This window comes from Rhizobium sp. AN73, from assembly GCF_030757975.1.
GTDB lineage: Bacteria > Pseudomonadota > Alphaproteobacteria > Rhizobiales > Rhizobiaceae > Agrobacterium > Agrobacterium arsenijevicii.
In genome coordinates this window covers 2,746,314-2,762,614 of record NZ_JARWME010000002.1, presented here as the reverse complement: position 1 = coordinate 2,762,614, position 16,301 = coordinate 2,746,314, and the positions used below count along the sequence as shown (strand labels likewise).

16 protein-coding genes are annotated in these 16,301 nt (G+C 59.6%); 8 read left to right on the top strand and 8 right to left on the bottom strand.

All coding sequences use genetic code 11. The annotated features are described in order from the left end of the window. Nucleotides 1-120: 120 nt before the first annotated feature. Nucleotides 121-2,814, bottom strand: a complete 2,694-nt coding sequence (gene acnA, locus RBH10_RS23390; RefSeq protein WP_281038254.1) for an aconitate hydratase AcnA — start codon at nucleotides 2,812-2,814, stop codon at nucleotides 121-123. 272 nt (nucleotides 2,815-3,086) lie between these two features. On the opposite strand from acnA, the gene ccmA reads away from it, so the two are divergent. The 5 genes from ccmA to RBH10_RS23365 all read left to right on the top strand — a co-directional run bounded on the left by ccmA (nucleotide 3,087) and on the right by RBH10_RS23365 (nucleotide 6,204). Next, nucleotides 3,087-3,728: a heme ABC exporter ATP-binding protein CcmA gene (gene ccmA, locus RBH10_RS23385; protein WP_281038255.1), complete on the top strand. Its 642-nt coding sequence runs from the start codon at nucleotides 3,087-3,089 to the stop codon at nucleotides 3,726-3,728. A gap of 200 nt (nucleotides 3,729-3,928) precedes the next feature. Continuing rightward, nucleotides 3,929-4,588 (top strand): heme exporter protein CcmB, encoded by a 660-nt coding sequence (ccmB, locus tag RBH10_RS23380; protein WP_281038256.1) that lies wholly within the window; start codon nucleotides 3,929-3,931, stop codon nucleotides 4,586-4,588. 74 nt (nucleotides 4,589-4,662) lie between these two features. Next, nucleotides 4,663-5,424, top strand: a complete 762-nt coding sequence (locus tag RBH10_RS23375; RefSeq protein ID WP_281038257.1) for a heme ABC transporter permease — start codon at nucleotides 4,663-4,665, stop codon at nucleotides 5,422-5,424. A 4-nt stretch (nucleotides 5,425-5,428) separates the two neighbouring features. Then, the gene (gene ccmD, locus RBH10_RS23370) at nucleotides 5,429-5,602 is read left to right on the top strand and encodes a heme exporter protein CcmD (RefSeq protein ID WP_281038258.1); all 174 of its coding nucleotides are present in this window, start codon (nucleotides 5,429-5,431) and stop codon (nucleotides 5,600-5,602) included. Continuing rightward, nucleotides 5,599-6,204, top strand: coding sequence for a DsbE family thiol:disulfide interchange protein (locus RBH10_RS23365; protein WP_281038259.1), 606 nt, complete (start codon nucleotides 5,599-5,601; stop codon nucleotides 6,202-6,204). The genes ccmD and RBH10_RS23365 overlap by 4 nt, the downstream gene beginning before the upstream one ends. Nucleotides 6,205-6,222: 18 nt before the next feature. On the opposite strand, the gene RBH10_RS23360 is transcribed toward RBH10_RS23365, so the two are convergent. The 7 genes from RBH10_RS23360 to RBH10_RS23330 form a co-directional block, all read right to left on the bottom strand. After that, complete coding sequence (locus RBH10_RS23360; protein ID WP_281038260.1) at nucleotides 6,223-7,410, bottom strand: diguanylate cyclase; 1,188 nt, start codon at nucleotides 7,408-7,410, stop codon at nucleotides 6,223-6,225. Nucleotides 7,411-7,531: 121 nt separating this feature from the next. Continuing rightward, nucleotides 7,532-8,128, bottom strand: a complete 597-nt coding sequence (locus RBH10_RS23355; RefSeq protein ID WP_281038261.1) for a DUF2585 domain-containing protein — start codon at nucleotides 8,126-8,128, stop codon at nucleotides 7,532-7,534. Beyond that, a complete protein-coding gene (locus RBH10_RS23350) occupies nucleotides 8,125-8,775 on the bottom strand; it encodes a septation protein A (RefSeq protein WP_045020200.1) in 651 nt (216 codons plus the stop codon). Before RBH10_RS23350 ends, RBH10_RS23355 begins: the two co-directional genes overlap by 4 nt. 2 nt (nucleotides 8,776-8,777) lie before the next feature. Continuing rightward, the gene (gene ftsY / locus RBH10_RS23345; protein ID WP_281038262.1) at nucleotides 8,778-10,181 is read right to left on the bottom strand and encodes a signal recognition particle-docking protein FtsY; all 1,404 of its coding nucleotides are present in this window, start codon (nucleotides 10,179-10,181) and stop codon (nucleotides 8,778-8,780) included. 30 nt (nucleotides 10,182-10,211) lie between these two features. After that, nucleotides 10,212-11,486: a tRNA (N(6)-L-threonylcarbamoyladenosine(37)-C(2))-methylthiotransferase MtaB gene (mtaB, locus tag RBH10_RS23340; RefSeq protein WP_281038263.1), complete on the bottom strand. Its 1,275-nt coding sequence runs from the start codon at nucleotides 11,484-11,486 to the stop codon at nucleotides 10,212-10,214. After that, nucleotides 11,483-12,385: a diaminopimelate epimerase gene (dapF, locus tag RBH10_RS23335; RefSeq protein WP_281038264.1), complete on the bottom strand. Its 903-nt coding sequence runs from the start codon at nucleotides 12,383-12,385 to the stop codon at nucleotides 11,483-11,485. The genes mtaB and dapF overlap by 4 nt, the downstream gene beginning before the upstream one ends. Nucleotides 12,386-12,505: 120 nt before the next feature. Beyond that, nucleotides 12,506-13,621 carry an MBL fold metallo-hydrolase gene (locus RBH10_RS23330; protein ID WP_281038265.1) on the bottom strand — a complete coding sequence of 372 codons (1,116 nt, stop codon included), beginning with the start codon at nucleotides 13,619-13,621 and terminating at the stop codon, nucleotides 12,506-12,508. Between the two features lie 282 nt (nucleotides 13,622-13,903). Between RBH10_RS23330 and ffh the strand changes: the two genes are divergently transcribed. From ffh to rpsP, 3 genes are read left to right on the top strand one after another with little or no spacing between them, the layout of a single operon-like run. Continuing rightward, the gene (gene ffh, locus RBH10_RS23325) at nucleotides 13,904-15,475 is read left to right on the top strand and encodes a signal recognition particle protein (protein WP_281038266.1); all 1,572 of its coding nucleotides are present in this window, start codon (nucleotides 13,904-13,906) and stop codon (nucleotides 15,473-15,475) included. A gap of 11 nt (nucleotides 15,476-15,486) precedes the next feature. Further along, nucleotides 15,487-15,804, top strand: coding sequence for a chorismate mutase (locus RBH10_RS23320; RefSeq protein WP_045020211.1), 318 nt, complete (start codon nucleotides 15,487-15,489; stop codon nucleotides 15,802-15,804). A 32-nt stretch (nucleotides 15,805-15,836) separates the two neighbouring features. Beyond that, nucleotides 15,837-16,214: a 30S ribosomal protein S16 gene (rpsP, locus tag RBH10_RS23315; RefSeq protein WP_045020213.1), complete on the top strand. Its 378-nt coding sequence runs from the start codon at nucleotides 15,837-15,839 to the stop codon at nucleotides 16,212-16,214. Nucleotides 16,215-16,301 lie beyond the last annotated feature (87 nt).

Genomic DNA, 16,301 nt, shown 5'->3' with positions numbered 1-16,301 from the left:
AACGTCTATTCCACTTCAATAGAAAGTCACGAAGGGGTGAGTGGCAATCACAAAAAAAGAGGTGATGAAACGGAAAGACGCCGGGATTTTTCCCGGCGTCTTTTATTGGTTTAAGCTTTCTCAGGCGACCAGATCGCGAAGAACGGTCTGCAGAATGCCGCCATTGTTCATGTAAATCACTTCATCCAGCGTATCGATGCGGCACAGAAGCGGGACTTCCTTAACCGAACCGTCGCTGTAAGTGATCTTGGCGATCTTCTTTTCGCGCGGCTTGATTTCGCCGTCGAGACCATCGATCTCGACGATTTCGTCACCCTTAAGATCGAGGCTCGCCCAGGTCGTGCCTTCCTCGAAGACGAAGGGAACGACGCCCATGCCGACGAGGTTAGAGCGGTGGATGCGCTCGAAAGACTGTGCGATGACCGCCTTGACGCCAAGCAGGTTGGTACCCTTCGCTGCCCAATCGCGGGAGGAACCGTTGCCGTATTCCACACCGGCGAAGATGACCAGCGGAACGCCCTCCGCCTTGTACTTCATGGCGGCGTCATAGATCGACATCTCTTCCTTGGACGGATAGTGGATGGTGTAGCCACCTTCCTTGCCGTTCGGGCCGAGCATGTGGTTGCGGATGCGGATGTTGGCGAAGGTACCGCGCATCATCACTTCATGGTTGCCGCGACGCGTGCCGTACTGGTTGAAGTCGGCAACGGCGACGCCGTTCTCCGTGAGATACGCACCTGCCGGCGAGGCAGCCTTGATCGAACCGGCCGGAGAAATATGGTCGGTGGTGATCTTGTCGCCGAAGAGACCGAGAACGCGGGCGCCCTTGATGTTCTTGAGGCCCGTACCGGTCTTGCCCATGCCCACGAAGTAAGGCGGGTTCTGAACATAGGTCGACTTGTCGTCCCAGGCATAGGTCTGGCCCGGAGGAACCTGAACCGCCTGCCAGTTCGCGTCACCCTTGAAGACGTCAGCATACTTCGATTCGTAAAGTTCGCGGGTGACGTATTTCAGGATGAATTCCTGGATTTCCTGCGAGGTCGGCCAGATATCCTTGAGGTAGACGGGGTTGCCGTTTTGGTCGTCGCCAATCGGCTCCTTTGTCAGGTCCTTCTGGACCGTACCGGCAAGGGCGTAAGCCACGACGAGCGGCGGAGAGGCCAGATAGTTCGCCTGAACGTCCGGCGAGATACGGCCTTCGAAGTTGCGGTTGCCCGAGAGGACACCGGCCGTGATCAGGCCCTTGTCGTTGATCGTCTTGGAGATCGGCGGCGGCAGCGGGCCGGAGTTGCCGATGCAGGTCGTGCAGCCGAAACCAACGAGATTGAAGCCGATCGCGTCGAGATCCTTCTGAAGACCCGATTTGGCGAGATATTCGGCAACGACCTGTGATCCCGGTGCCAGAGAGGTCTTTACCCACGGCTGGGATTTCAGACCCTTGGCAACCGCATTGCGGGCAAGAAGGCCGGCGGCGATGAGAACCGAGGGGTTGGAAGTATTGGTGCAGGAGGTGATGGCAGCTATCGCCACATCGCCATGGCCGAGATCGAAATCCTCGCCCTCAACCGCGTAGCGGCTGTGGAGCTGGCCGGGCTTCTTGTAGTCGTTTTCGAGCGCCGTTGCGAAATTCGGCGCAATGGTTTCGAGCGGCAGGCGACCCTCCGGACGCTTCGGACCGGCCATGGACGGCACGACGTCGCCAAGGTCGAGTTCCAGCGTGTCGGTGAAGACGAGGTCGGAACCGTCGCCGGTGCGCCACATGTCCTGCGCCTTCGAATAGGCTTCGACCAGCGCGATGCGATCCTTGGCGCGGCCGGACATGGTCAGATAGTTGATGGTTTCGCCGTCAACCGGGAAGAAGCCGCAGGTTGCGCCATATTCCGGACCCATGTTGCCGATGGTCGCACGGTCGGCCAGCGTCATCGAATCGAGGCCGGGGCCGAAGAATTCGACGAACTTGGAAACCACACCCTTCTTGCGCAGCATCTGCACCACGGTCAGCACGAGGTCGGTCGCGGTTACGCCTTCCTTCACCTTGCCGGTCAGCTTGAAGCCGATGACCTCAGGCAGAAGCATGGACACCGGCTGGCCGAGCATGGCCGCTTCAGCCTCGATACCGCCAACGCCCCAGCCGAGAACGCCAAGACCGTTGATCATGGTGGTGTGGCTGTCTGTGCCAACGCAGGTATCCGGGTAAGCGATCGTTTCGCCGTCCTCTTCCTTCGTCCAGACGGTCTGGCCGAGATATTCGAGGTTGACCTGGTGACAGATGCCGGTGCCGGGCGGAACCACGCGGAAGTTCTTGAACGCCTGCTGGCCCCACTTCAGGAAGCGGTAACGCTCGCCGTTGCGCTCATATTCAAGCTCGACGTTGCGGGCAAACGCGGTCGGCGTGCCAAATTCGTCGACGATGACCGAGTGGTCGATCACGAGGTCGACGGGAACGAGCGGATTGATCTTTTCCGGATCGCCGCCGAGCGACACCATGGCGTCGCGCATGGCGGCGAGATCGACCACGGCCGGAACCCCGGTGAAATCCTGCATGAGAACGCGGGCGGGGCGATAAGCGATTTCGTTTTCGGTCAGGCCCTTATTATCAAGCCATTCGGCAACGGCCAGAATGTGCTCCTTGGTGACGGACTGGCCGTCCTCGAAGCGAAGCAGGTTTTCCAGGAGAACCTTCATGGAATAGGGCAGCTTGGAAACGCCCTTCAGGCCGTTGGCTTCAGCTTTGGGAAGGCTGAAATAGACGTAATCCTTACCGTCAACGGTAAGGACGGAACGACAATGGAAACTGTCGAGTGATTTGGGCATGGTTAAAAACCCCGCTTACTCTGATAGCCAACACGTACGTGCAGACACCTATGCACTCATGCACATCAGGATGCGGGTACGACCATTTCCGCTGTCCGCACGTGAAAGTTACTCCTCGTAACATTCAAGTCCGGCGCAAGATGATGTTCACGCCGGCCGCTGGCGTGGTTGACACCCATATAGATAATTTCGGAGAAACGTGCCAGACCATTCAATGACCCTAATCGATTTTTTATGATCGAGACGATGAAAATCTTACACGGAACCGCGGCATGGATTTGACGGCGGAAAATCTTGGCGTGCGGCGCGGCGAAGATTTCATATTCATGAATATTTCCTTCAAGTTAAGCGACGGCGAAGCGCTGGTGCTGACCGGCCGCAACGGCTCTGGAAAATCCACGCTCCTGCGCACGGTGGCTGGCCTGTTGCGTCCCGAACAGGGATGGGTAGAGATAGCCGGCGAAGGAATAGAGCCGGACATGCGCCCGTCGGAGGCCTGCCATTATCTCGGCCATCGCAATGCGATGAAAACGGAATTGACCGTTTCGGAGAACCTCAGGTTCTGGAAAGACTTTCTCGGTGATTTTTCCGGCGGCACCGGGGTGGGCATCGATGAGGCAGCGGAGATCGTCGGCCTTGCGGGCATCACCCATCTGCCTTTCGGTTATCTGTCCGCGGGCCAGCAACGGCGTTTTGCCATGGCGAAGCTTTTGATCGCATGGCGGCCGGTGTGGATTCTCGACGAGCCGACCGCGGCGCTCGACAAGGCCGCGGATCACATGTTTACCGATCTCGTCAAGAACCACCTGTCCGGCGGCGGCATCGTCATTGCAGCAACCCACCAGCCTTTGGGGCTTGAGAATGCTCGGGAATTGCAGATGACGGGGTTTGCGGGTGTGGAGGCTTGGGCATGATGGGTATGTACGCGGGACATACCCCCTCTGCCCTGCCGGGCATCTCCCCCCTCAAGGGGGAGATCGGCAAGAGGCTTTCCCATCACTTCATTCTCGGGCTTCGAGATGGGCGAAACTTTGCCGCAGATCGATCTCCCCCCTTGAGGGGGAGATGCCCGGCAGGGCAGAGGGGGTAAAACCTCAGACGCGGAGCAACCCCAATGACCGCCCTCTTCCTCCGAGACATCAAACTCTCCATCCGCGCCGGCGGCGGTGCGTTGATCGGCGTGCTGTTTTTCATGACCGTGGTGGCCGTCATCCCCTTCGGTGTCGGGCCTGATCTCAACCTGCTTGCGCGCATCGGCCCGGCCATCGTCTGGATCGGCGCGCTTCTTTCCGCCCTTCTCGGCCTCGACCGGCTGTTTCAGGCCGAGCGCGAAGACGGCTCGCTCGACCTCATACTCATGCAGGAAAACCCGCTGGTGCTGACGGTACTCGTCAAATGCCTGGCGCATTGGGTGGGGACCGGCCTGCCGCTGGTCATCGCCTCGCCGCTCATCGGCCTATTCATGAACATGGACGAGGTGGCGATCGGCGCCGTGATGCTGACGCTGCTGGTCGGATCGCCCGCCATTACCTTCATCGGCGCGGTAGGAGCCGCTGTCGCCGTCGCTCTGCCGCGCGGCGGCCTGTTGGTCTCCATCCTCGTCCTGCCGCTGGCCATTCCGGTCCTAATCTTCGGTGTCAGCGCTTCCTATGCGGCGGTGCAGGACCCGGCACCTTTTCTGCCGCCATTCCTCATTCTCTGCGCGATCACGTTATTTTCAGCCGTGACCGGTCCTTTCTTCGCCGCTTTGGCGTTGCGCAATGTTATGGATTGATGAAACCGCGATTGCCGATCTACCATTGACAGGGATCAATTGCGGGGCGGCCATTCTCGGGTTACACAAACGGCATGAACGAGCAGACTTTCAACATCACCAAATTCAGCGATCTCGCCAATCCCACGCGATTTCTGGCGCTGGCGGCACGTATTCTGCCCTGGCTTGCGGTCATAACGGCGCTGGTGCTGGCCGCCGGTCTCTACCTGTCTTTCACGACAGAGGGCGATTATCAGCAGGGCTACACCGTTCGCATCATGTATGTGCACGTTCCTTCCGCCTGGCTTTCGATGATGTGTTATACGGTCATGGCCGTCTCGGCGATTGGCACGCTCGTCTGGCGTCATCCGCTTGCGGATGTCAGCCACAAGGCTGCCGCACCCATCGGCGCCGCCTTCACGCTGATCGCACTGGTCACCGGCTCGCTCTGGGGTAAACCCATGTGGGGAACCTGGTGGGTGTGGGACGCACGGCTGACCTCCGTCTTCGTCCTCTTCCTGATGTATCTCGGGCTGATCGCGCTCAACCGGGCCATGGACGATCCTTCCAGAGCCGCCCGCGTCAGCGCCGTGCTGATCCTTGTCGGTTTCGTCAATATTCCCATCATCAAATTTTCGGTGGAGTGGTGGAACACGCTGCATCAGCCGGCAAGCGTCATCCGCATGGGCGGCTCGGCCATCGATGCGGAGTTTCTCTGGCCACTTCTGACCATGGCGATCGGCTTCACCCTGCTGTTCTTCACATTGCACATCGCCGCCATGCGCAACGAAATCTGGCGCCGACGTGTGGCCGCGCAGCGGCGGCTTGCCGCCCGCATGGCAAACCGGGAGGCATGAGGCCATGACACACGCCTTTTATATCGGCATGTCCTATGCGGCGACCGGCCTTGTTGTCCTCTGTCTCATCGCCTGGGTCATCCTCGATGGTCAGGCGCGCAAACGGGAACTGAAGGAACTGGAAGCCTCCGGCGTGCGCCGCAGGAGGAAGGCCGGCTCCGCAGGTGACGCCCGATGACGCAAACCGACCACGACCAGAACACCAAGGCCAAAGCGACGGGTCGCGCACGATATGCACTGGCGCTGCTGCCGCTGCTGCTTTTTGGCGGCTTCGCCCTCATCGCCGGCAAGATGCTCTACGATCAGGATGTCAACGGGCTGGATATCAGCGCCATTCCGTCAGCACTCATCGGCACCAAGGCACCCGCATTGTCTCTGCCGCCGCTTGAAGGCTCGAACCTGCCAGCGCTAACGGATGCCGCCATCAAGGGCAAGCTGACGCTGGTGAACGTCTTCGCCTCCTGGTGCATTCCCTGCCGTCAGGAACACCCCATCCTTCAGGAACTGGCGAAAGACAACCGCATTACCGTCGTTGGCATCAATTACAAGGACGGCCAGGACAACGCGCTTCGCTTTCTCGGCGAACTCGGCAATCCCTTTGCTGCAATAGGTGTAGATCCGAACGGCAAGGCCGCGATCGACTGGGGCGTCTACGGCATTCCCGAAAGTTATCTTGTCGGCGCCGACGGCACGATCCTTTATAAAAAGGTCGGCCCCTTTGATGCCCGCAGCGTCGAGCGTGATCTGCTGCCGGCAATCACCGCCGCAGCCGGAAAATAACCTGCGCGCCGAAAGGCATTATCCCTTGGAAATTACCCTGAGCGACGGCCCTTCGGCTGTCGCCTGCAAACGTATGCCTTCAAGCACGACCTGATCTCGGCCGCCCCGCTTTGCCGCATAAAGACTGTCGTCGGCGCGTTTGATCGTATCGTGAATGGAATGATCTCCCCTCGCGACGGCTGAGACGCCGAAGCTCGCAGTGACCTTGGTGGCCACGCCCCAGCTGCGCCAATCCTGTGACAGGAGGTTCAAACGCATGCCATTGGCAAGGTGACCGGCCGCGGCAGCCGTGTGGCCGGGCAGGAAAACCACGAATTCCTCGCCGCCGAAACGCGCCACCAGAGCGTCTTGAGGTGCGCTTTTCCTGAGAAGATCTGAAAGGCCGATGAGAACGATATCGCCGGCGGCGTGGCCATAAACATCGTTGATACGCTTGAAATGGTCTATGTCGCAGGCAATCACAGCACCATCAGGTGTCTCGCTGCGAAAATCGGGAACGCGTCGGTCGAACCCGCGACGGTTCAGCACATCCGTCAGCGGATCGTGCTCAGCCGCTTGCAGGTGCCGGTCGACAGTCACGGAAATCTGGCTTGCAAGTACGGATAGCGCAAGCAGGAAGCCGAATATGCTCGCGGCAACCTGCATGTAAAATGCGTAGTCCGACTCGAAGAACTCGCTGAGTTCCACCATCGAACCGCTTGGCGTCATCACCAGCAGAACGGTGACCCGCACCAGCGTTTCAAGCACCACCAGCAACGCGATCGCCACCATCAGCCTGTCGGCAAGGGCGATGGGCCGCTTTCGCACGACCAGAACCGGAAAGGCGAGCAGCAGGGCGCAGACGACATCGCCGATGACGAGTTCGCGTTTCAGATCCGGTGTGATGAGAACGTGAAACGAGACCAGCAAAATCGCGGCAAGCACGATCGACAGCCGCACCCTCGTATAAAGCGGCCGCCCGAAATGGATGAGCAGCGCATGGCCGTAGAGAAAAAAGGCAGAGAAGAACAACAGGTTCGAGACGATCGCCTGCACTTCGAAGGGCAGACCGCCGAGCACCAGAGGTGCCGCAAAACCAAACGCCGCCGCAAGATATCCAATACCCCAATACCGCGCCGAGGCATGGCCGATCCTTTGCAGGAACAGGAACACCACACCGAATGTCAGCATGATGAAAGGGAGAAGATAGGCGAAATTATCTTGCACAGTGTTCTGCCGGGTGGGGAGACAAGCTTCTGAACCCGAAGACTACCCCAATGCCATTAAGAAAACTTGCATATGCAACGGACTTTATGCGCCTTGCCTGCCCAGATACCGGCAGGCATGTTCACATTTGCGGGAGCGCGTTCTGCCATTCCTTGATTGCCTCGACGGGCCATACCAGCATCACCACGTTCAGCGTCAGATTATCGCGGATCAGCCAGCCGGTGAAAATTTCAAAGAAGATGGCAATCAAAACCGTCAGCCAAACCGGCACGCGGGCGGCGAACAGGAAACCCAGCGCCATGAAAACCGTATCCATCGCCGAGTTCAGGATGCTGTCACCGGTATAACCCAGCGCCATGGTCGCGGTGCGGTAGCGATCGATGATGAGCGGCGAGTTTTCGAGGATTTCCCACGCCGCCTCTATCAGAACCGCGAAAGAAAGCCGCATGGAAAGCGGCTTTTTGCGAAACAGCAGCCACGCGAACCAGTAAAACAGGAAGCCATGGATGATATGCGAAGGCGTGTACCAGTCCGCCAGATGTTGTGAATTGCCCGGCGTGTTCACACCCGGCTCGAACAGCTTCACATAACCGCATTCGCAAATGGGAATGCGGCCCATGGCATAAAGAATGACGATCTGCAGGAGAAGTAGCCCGGCGGCCACACCGAACCATTTGAGCGAGCGCGAACGGGAAGCCGACATCTCCGCAACTGTCATTTTTCGTCCTTGTTGAGCGGCTCTAGCGAATGACGCATGACGAGCGGCATTTGCGCCATGGTGAAGATGATGGTGATCGGCATCGTGCCCCACACCTTGAAGGCAACCCATGCGTCGGTGGAGAACATGCGCCAGACCACCTCGTTCAGCACCGCGAGGAAGAGGAAAAATACACCCCAGCGCAGCGTCAACTTGCGCCAGCCCTCATCGTTCAGTCTGAAGGCCGAATTGAAGACATAACCGAGCAGCGACTGACCAAAGAACAGGCCGCCCAGCAGGATGACGCCGAACAGTGCATTGACGATGGTCGGCTTCATCTTGATGAAGGTGTCGTTCTGCAACCACAGCGTCAGCGCGCCAAACACGAAAACCACGATGCCTGATATCAGCGGCATGATCGGTAGCTTGCGTGTCAACATCCATGAAACGGTGAGCGCAGTCGCGGTTGCGATCATGAACAGGCCGGTGGCGATGAAGATCGGTCCACCGAACTCCGTCAGCACCGGAAAAGTCGACGCCAGCCATTCGCCGCGGGAATTGGCGAAAAAGAACACCATAAGCGGGCCAAGCTCGAGCACGAATTTCAGGAGCGGGCTGATTTCCGCCACCATCTTTTCGCTTTCCTTGGAATTGCTTTCGATATCCATACTCAAACTCCCGCAATGGCCTTGGCGAAATCTTCCGCCTCGAAGGGCTCCAGATCGTCCACACCTTCACCCACACCGATGAAATAAACCGGCAGCTTGTGTTTGGCGGCGATGGCAACGAGGATACCGCCCCGCGCCGTGCCATCCAATTTTGTCATAATCAGGCCCGAAACGCCCGCAACATTGCGGAATATTTCCACTTGGTTCAAGGCGTTCTGCCCGGTCGTCGCATCCAGCGTCTGAAGCACGGTATGCGGCGCATCCGGATCGAGCTTGCCGAGTACCCGCACGATCTTTTCCAGCTCCGCCATCAACTCCGTCTTGTTCTGCAGACGGCCGGCGGTATCGATGATGAGCACGTCACTTTTTTGCGCCCGCGCCTGCTCATAGGCGTCGTAGGCTAGACCCGACGCATCCGCGCCGAGTTTGGTGCCGATGAATTGCGAACCGGTGCGATCCGCCCAGATCTTAAGCTGCTCGATTGCCGCTGCACGGAACGTATCGCCAGCCGCAAGCATCACCTTGAGGCCCGAGCCGGAAAGCTTTGAGGCTAGCTTGCCGATTGTCGTCGTTTTGCCGGTGCCGTTCACACCCACAACGAGAATGACGTGTGGCTTGTGTGAAAGATCAAGTTCCAGCGGTTTGGCGACGGGCTTCAGGACCTTGGTGATCTCGCCCGCCATGATGCGCGCTACGTCCTCGCCGCTGACATCCTTACCATAACGCTCCGAAGACAGGGCGCCGGTGATACGCATGGCGGTCTCGACACCCAGATCCGACTGGATGAGAAGATCTTCAAGCTCGTCGAGCGTATCCTCATCCAGCTTGCGTTTGGTGAACAGCGCCGAAATCTGGTTGGTCAGCTGCGAGGATGTGCGCGCAAGCCCGGCGCGCAGACGCTGAAACCAGCTGAGCTTCGGCTGCGGTGCTTCGGCAACAGGCTCTTCGCGTTCACTTGCCGATGAAAAACCCTTCGGCAAGATGGGCGGAGCCTCAGAGGGTTCGACAGTACGCGCGGCCTCCGCCTCATCGAGCAGCGCATCCATCGCATCTGCGTCGAGTACGGCCTCTGCCGCTTCCGGTAAAACCTCGGCCTGTTCTTCGGCAGCAGCTTCGGCCTGCAACAGCGACAGCGGAACAACACCGATATCGCCGGCAAGCTCGGCACCGGGCAGTAGCGGCGCGTCTTCTTCCTCCTGGTCGTCGGAAAGGGTCGCATCGAGGTCCGGAGCCGGCCCGCCCGCCGTCTCGATTTCCAGTTCGGAAACCGGGTCCTTCTCGATGATGGGATGTGCTTCGGCTTCGCTCAGCGCCTCGTCGAAAGAGGCGTTTTCCTTGGCGCTGTCGTCCGTCCCGGCCTTATCCTTGCCGAACGAAAAGACTTTTTTGATGAAGCCGAGGGCCATGGTCGTTTCCGTGTCTTTTCCTGTGCCGCTTCAGGCAGCGTCCGCCGACAGAAGCTTCATGTTCAGATGTTTGCCGTTGTGGCCGGTAATCGCAACCTGCGCAAGAGTGCGCGGCGCAAGATGCGGCGCCTCCACCAGCGTGAAATTGTCGGTATGCGCAAAACCGGTGTTTTCGACGAGGATCGTCTGCACCGAGCCGACCATGTTTTGCAGATGCGCGAGCCTGAGCGTCTCACCGCGCTTGCGAAGCCTTGCCGCCCGATCCTTCACCAAAGCCCGATCAAGCTGCGGCATACGCGCAGCGGGCGTGCCGGCGCGCGGGCTGTAGGGAAACACATGCAGGCTGGAAATGCCGCATTCTTCCGCCAGCGTCGCAGCGTTTTCGAACATCTCTTCCGTCTCGGTCGGAAAACCGGCGATCATATCCGCGCCAAAGGCGATGTCCGGCCTCAGCGACCGCACCTCATGACAGAACCGAATAGCATCAGCCCGTGAATGACGGCGTTTCATGCGTTTCAGGATCATGTCGTCACCATGCTGGAGAGACAGATGCAGATGCGGCATGAAACGCGCTTCACCGGCAATCAGATCCATCAGATGGCTGTCTGCCTCGATGCTATCGATGGAGGACAGCCTGAGCCTTGAAATTTCCGGCACCTGCTTCAACAATGTCTTGGCGAGAAACCCAAGCGAAGGCTCGCCCGGCAGGTCAGCACCGTAGCTGGTGGCGTCCACGCCGGTCAGCACGATTTCGCAATAGCCGCTTTCCACCAGCCTGCGCGCCTGCTCGACCACAGCTCCCATCGGCACCGAACGGGAATTGCCGCGTCCATAGGGAATGATGCAGAAGGTGCAGCGATGATCGCAGCCGTTCTGCACCTGAATGAAGGCACGGACATGCCCGTCAATATGCTTGACCATCTGCGGCGCGGTTGCCTTGATGCTCATGATATCGTTGACGCGCAGCTTTTCTTCCGCCGAAACGCCGAAATCCGGCAGCGCACGATAGGAGGCGCTTTTCAGCTTTTCCTCATTGCCCAGCACCGCATCCACCTCGGGCATCTCGGCAAAGGTCTGTTTTTCCGTCTGCGCGGCGCAGCCGGTGACGATGATGCGGGCATGCGGATTGTCGCGCCTTGCCCGGCGGATGGCCTGGCGCGCCTGGCGCACCGCCTCACCCGTCACGGCGCAGGTATTGACCAGCACGGCATTGTTAAGCCCGGCCTTCTCGGCCTCCGCCCGCATCACTTCCGATTCATAGGTGTTGAGACGGCAGCCGAAGGTTATGACCTCGACGCCGCTCATACGGCCCCCTGTTCGGCCGCCGCATCCCGCGACCAGACGCCGGTGACAGGATCGACCATGCCGGACCATTCCCATTCGGCCGGCCCGGTCATGATGACGTGGTTGTCCTCGCGCCAGTCGATGGTCAGCGGCACACGCACGGGGCTGGAGGCGACATCGATGGTGACCTTCCTGTCCGTGCGGCCGGTACGGGCGGCGGAAACGGCGGCGGCGCAGGCGGCGGAACCGCAGGCAAGCGTAAGCCCGGCGCCGCGCTCCCAGGTGCGCGTGCGAAGCGCACTGTCGGAAATAACCTGCGCCAGCGTGATATTGGCCTTTTCCGGGAACATCGGGTGGTTTTCGAGAAGCGGCCCGAACCGCTCCAGATCGAAATCCATCGGATCGCGATCCACCCAGAAAATGGCGTGCGGGTTGCCCATCGACATGACGGCGGGCGAATGCAGGATCGGCGCATCGATCGGCCCGATCTGCAATTCGATGCGGCTCGTATCGTGGAATTCTTCCGAAAGCGGAATATCGCTCCAGCGGAAACGCGGCAGGCCCATATCGACGGAAATCATGCCGTCTTCATGCTCGACAGCGTTGAGAATGCCCGCCACCGTCTGGAAGGTGAAAGAGGTCTTGCCGGTTTCAGAAGACAGCGCCTGCACCACGCAACGCGTGCCGTTGCCGCAGGCCTGCGCCTTCGTGCCATCGCAATTGAGAATATCGATGAAGGCATCAGTTCCGCTGACACGCGGATCGTGGATCGCCATGATCTGGTCGAACTGCGTGGCTGGATCGGCATTGAGCGCGATTGCCGCCAAAGGCGTCACCATATCCTTGCGGCCGCGCATGTCGACAACGAGGATCTTGTTGCCAAGCCCGTTCATCTTCGCAAATTCGACCGTATCCGCCATCGCCTTGAACCTGAGATTGTCTGAAAACCGAAATATATACGGGTTTTCCCCGCGCTTTCGCCCTATATGGCGGAAAGGACGGTAAATTACCAGACTGTTGCAGCGCAAACCGGTGAGCGCTCAGGCGACAGGCACGTCGAAGACCTCGCCGGGGCGCATCGGCCGGAAACGGCTCTCCTCTACTCCCTGCGCCGCAAGCGCTGCCTTCAGCGCGACAAGAGGCGCATCCACGGCTTCATCGGTCAACTGCACCGTGCCCCAATGGTGGCCGCAGACATGCGCGGCACCGCAAATCTTCATGCCTTCCACGGCTTCCGCCGGGTTCTGGTGCTGGCCCTTCATGAACCAGCGCGGCTCGTAGGCGCCGAAGGGCAGGTTGGCGAGGCGGAAATCGCCATGCTTCTTACGGGCAGCCTGATAATTGAGGCCGTCGTGAAAGCCGGTGTCGCCGATATGGTAGATCTTGCCATCCGGCGTTTCGATGACGAAGGCGGCCCATAGCGCCATGCTCCGGTCGTTCAGGCCGCGTGCGGACCAGTGATGGCAGGGTTCGAAATGAATTTTGACCGGACCCGCCTCCACGACATCGCCCCAGTCACCCACCTTGATGCGCGCCGCCTCGACGCCCGTGCGGATGATGGCATCATTGCCGAGCGGTGTGACAAAAAGCGGCTTGTGCGCGACATGCAGGCGCTTCAGCGTTTCCATGTCCAGATGGTCGTAGTGATTATGCGTCACCAGCACCAAATCGATGGGCGGCAAATCCTCAAAACGGATGCCGGGCGGATTGACCCGTTTGGGGCCGGCAAAGCTGAACGGGCTGGTGCGCTGCGACCACACAGGATCGATGAGAATATTCAGCCCGGCTGTCTGGATGAGAAAGGAGGCGTGACCGACGAAGGTAACGCGAATATCCTTGCCGTCGACCCGGGGTTCGGGCTTTGCGAGCGGAAAAGGGCTGGGGTAGTTTTCCGGCCATGTGGCGCGTTCGCCGTTGAAGCGCCATTTCAACAGGCCCATGAAATTGCCGGGCGGTGAGCCGCCGGGATTGAAGAAACGCACCCCGTCAAAATGATCGGAGACCGGGCCGCTATAATAGACGCTGGCGTTCGAACGGCGCGCAAACAGGCCGCCACCCGCAAGAGCAAGCAGGCCAAGCGCAGAAAAACGAAAGAAGTTTCGACGTTCCATGGACAAGGTATAGGAAGCCGAACGACGCCGTTCAAGCACTGCCATCGCGGCTTGCGGCCGATCACGCAAAGATGACAGGGCACGCTTTGCCGCATGAAAACCGGTACTGCCTTGACTTTCGCAGCGCTTTCCTGTTTATCGCCGCCAATCAGCTGGCAGTTTCACGACTCCAAGCCGCCGACCGGGACCCGCAAAGGTATAAAGAGATCCCGGAGGTCAACACCCGACAGCGCGATGCGCCCTCGGGTGCTTTTTGGCTTTGCGTCTTGTTTTTGGCAGCGAAAGCACCGACGTTTCGGAAACCCCGGAACGAAGAAGGAAGAAACGATGTTTGAAAACCTCCAGGACCGCCTTGGTTCCATTCTGAATGGACTGACCGGCCGTGGCGCGCTGACGGAAGCTGATGTTGCTGCCGCCCTGCGCGAGGTTCGCCGTGCGCTTCTGGAAGCGGACGTTGCGCTGGAAGTCGTGCGTTCCTTCACCGACAAGGTGCGTGAAAAGGCTGTCGGCGCAGCCGTTCTGAAATCCATCAAGCCCGGCCAGATGGTCGTCAAGATCGTGCATGACGAACTTGTCGAAATGCTCGGCACCGAAGGCGTCTCGATCGACCTGCATGCGGCCGCCCCCGTCGTCATCATGATGGTGGGCCTGCAGGGTTCGGGCAAGACCACGACAACAGGCAAGATCGCCAAGCGCCTGACCGACCGCGACAAGAAGAAGGTGCTGATGGCATCTCTCGACACGCGTCGTCCGGCCGCACAGGAACAGCTTCGCCAGCTCGGCGTGCAGACCGGCGTGGATACGCTGCCGGTCATCGCCGGCCAGTCGCCGACCGATATCGCCGCGCGCGCCGTGCAGGCCGCAAAACTCGGCGGCCATGACGTCGTCATTCTCGACACCGCCGGCCGCACCCACATCGACGAACCCTTGATGCTGGAAATGGCCGACATCAAGAAGAAGTCCAACCCGCACGAAATCCTGCTGGTCGCGGATTCGCTGACCGGTCAGGACGCCGTCAACCTCGCCCGCAACTTCGATGAGCGCGTCGGCATCACCGGCCTCGTGCTCACCCGTATGGACGGCGACGGACGCGGCGGCGCTGCCCTTTCCATGCGCGCCGTCACCGGCAAGCCGATCAAGCTGATCGGTATCGGCGAGCGTATGAACGAACTCGACGAGTTCCATCCGCGCCGTATCGCCGACCGTATTCTCGGCATGGGCGACATCGTCTCGCTCGTCGAGAAGGCCGCCGAAAATATCGATGCGGAAAAAGCCCGCGCCATGGCCGAGAAGATGGCCAAGGGCAAGTTCGACCTCAACGATCTCTCCGACCAGCTTGCCCAGATGAAGAAGATGGGCGGCATGGGCGGTATCATGGGGCTGATGCCCGGCATGGCCGGCATGAAGGACAAGATGGCTTCCGCTGGCCTCAACGACAAGATGTTCGACCGCCAGATCGCCATCATCTCGTCGATGACCAAGGCGGAACGCGCCAATCCCGATATTCTGAAACATAGCCGCAAGAAGCGCATCGCCGCCGGTTCCGGTACCGACGCCGCTGAAATCAACAAGCTGTTGAAGATGCATCGCGGCATGGCCGACATGATGAAAGCCATGGGCGGCAAGGGCAAGGGCGGCATCATGAAGCAGATGATGGGCGGCCTTGCGGGCAAGATGGGGCTTGGTGGCATGATGGGCGGCGGCATGCCTGACCTGTCGAACATCGACCCGAAGCAGCTCGAAGCGCTTCAGAAACAGGCTGAAGCCTCCGGTCTTGGCAAGCCGGGCGCAATGCCCGGTCTTGGTGGTCTGCCGGGTGGATTGCCTGGTTTGGGCGGGGCAAAGCTGCCGGGTCTCGGCGGCATGCCGGGCCTGCCCGGCTTCCCGAAAAAGAAGTGAGGGCGACGCCAGTGAACAACGCAGAAGTGAAAACCCAGCTTTCCGAATACCGCCAGTCGATCGACAATATCGATGCCGCACTGGTTCACATTCTTGCCGAACGTTTCCGCTGTACCAAGGCGGTGGGCGTGCTGAAGGCAAAATACAATTTGCCGCCGGCGGACCCGGCGCGCGAGGAATACCAGATCGAACGCCTTCGCCGTCTGGCGAAGGATGCCAATCTGGACCCGGATTTCGCCGAGAAGTTTCTAAACTTCGTCATCAAGGAAGTCATCCGGCATCATGAAGCAATAGCCGCCGAACATGGCGGTAACGAAAAGACCGCCTGACCGGCGGACAAGCACCTCAAGGAGTAAATAACATGGCACTTAAAATTCGTCTCGCACGCGGTGGTTCCAAGAAGCGTCCGTATTACCAGATCGTCGTTGCTGACGCCCGTTCGCCCCGCGACGGCCGTTTCCTCGAGAAGGTCGGTTCCTGGAACCCGATGCTCGCAAAGGACAACCCGCTGCGCATCGAGCTGAAGGCTGACCTCATCAAGGAATGGATCGCCAAGGGCGCACAGCCGACCGACCGCGTTCTGCGCTTCCTCGCAGAGGCAGGCCTTGCCGACCGCGCTGCTCGCAGCAACCCGGAAAAGGCACTGCCGGGCAAGCGCGCTCTGGAACGCGTTGCAGAAAAGAAGCAGAAGGCTGAAGACGCAGCTGCTGCCGCAGCAGAAGCCTCTGCCGCAGAATAATCTGCATTAGAACTTCAAAGAACGGGTGGCGTGGTTTTCCATGCCGCCCGTTTTTTGTTTATTTTGGTATCAACAAACTTTAGAGCG